The organism is Microbacterium sp. FG3 (genome assembly GCF_057809335.1).
The window spans coordinates 1-1,246 of the sequence record NZ_JBMDJT010000073.1; the positions used below are offsets into that span (position 1 = coordinate 1).

Annotated in this window: 1 protein-coding gene; it reads left to right on the forward strand. The window is 68.8% G+C overall.

Annotation, left to right across the window (positions count from 1 at the left end):
* Positions 1 to 1,178, forward strand: a 1,178-nt coding sequence (locus tag ACODR5_RS13490) for an integrase catalytic domain-containing protein (RefSeq protein WP_488983910.1), incomplete at its 5' end; no start/stop codon positions are given.
* Positions 1,179 to 1,246: the final 68 nt, after the last annotated feature.

Here is a 1,246-nt window from a genome sequence, read left to right on the forward strand (position 1 = left end):
AGATTACGAAGAGGTTCGCCCGCGAGTATGCGAAGGCCGGGCGGGCGGAGAAGGGTCGGTTGCTGGACGCGCTGGTGGAGACCACGGGCTGGCATCGCGACTACGCCCGTCGCGCGATCCGCAACGCGCTCGCCCGCAAGGGCGCGGCCCGTGACCAGCAGCGCAAGCCGCGACCGAGGAAGTACTCGTACGACGCGCTGGTGGTGTTGCAGGAGGTGTGGGCGCTGTCGGGGCAGCCGTCGGGGAAGTACCTGGCCGCGGTCATGGATGACACTCTGGAACGGCTGGTGCGGTTCAACGAGCTCGTCCGAGTCGCCGCCCGCGTGACCGAGGGGGTGCTGGATGAGCTGCGGTCGATGAGCGCGGCGACGATCGACCGGTATCTGAAGCCGCACCGGGATGCCCGTTACCCGGGAGCCCTGTCGACGACGCGCCCGTCGCATATCCTGCGCTCGTCGATCCCGGTGCGCACCGCGATGGACGGGCTGCCGCCGGGGCCGGGGTTCTACGAGCTGGACACCGTCGCGCACTGCGGGCACACCACCAAGGGCGAGTACCTGCGCACGCTCACCGCGACGGACCCGGTGATCGGATGGACGCTGCTCCGCGCGATCCGCAACAACGCGCACGTCAACATCAGAGCCGGGATGGACTGGCTGCGGCGGGCCTCCCCGGTGCCGATCGCGGGGATGGACTTCGACAACGGGTCCGAGTTCCTGAACTGGTCGGTGATCGCCTGGTGCGACGAGCGGGAGATCCCCGTCACGAGGGGCCGCCCCTACCAGCACAACGACAACGCCCACGTCGAGCAGCGCAACGGCGACTGGGTGAGACGGCACGCGTTTCGCTACCGATACGAGACCGAACACGAGCTGCGCCTGCTCAACGAGCTGCACTCCCTGGTGATGAAGCGGAAGAACCACCTGCTGCCCTGCGTGAAGGCCACCGGCTGGACCCACACCACCTCGGGGCGTAAGAAGCGCGTCTACGACACGCCCAGAACCCCGTATCAGCGGCTCCTCGACGCCGGCGTGCTCGACCAGCGCACCGCCGAGCGACTGGCCGAGGAGCACGCGAAGCTGAACCCGGCAGCGATCACCCGTCGCATCACCCGCATCCAGCAGCAACTCATCGACCTCGCCGCCGCCCGCACCCAAGGCACCCGCCCCGCCGCCTGAGCTACGCGGACCTCTTGCGTGAGGCACGCGTCAACCGCTCCCGGACCTATTGACATGAGGCAAGACGG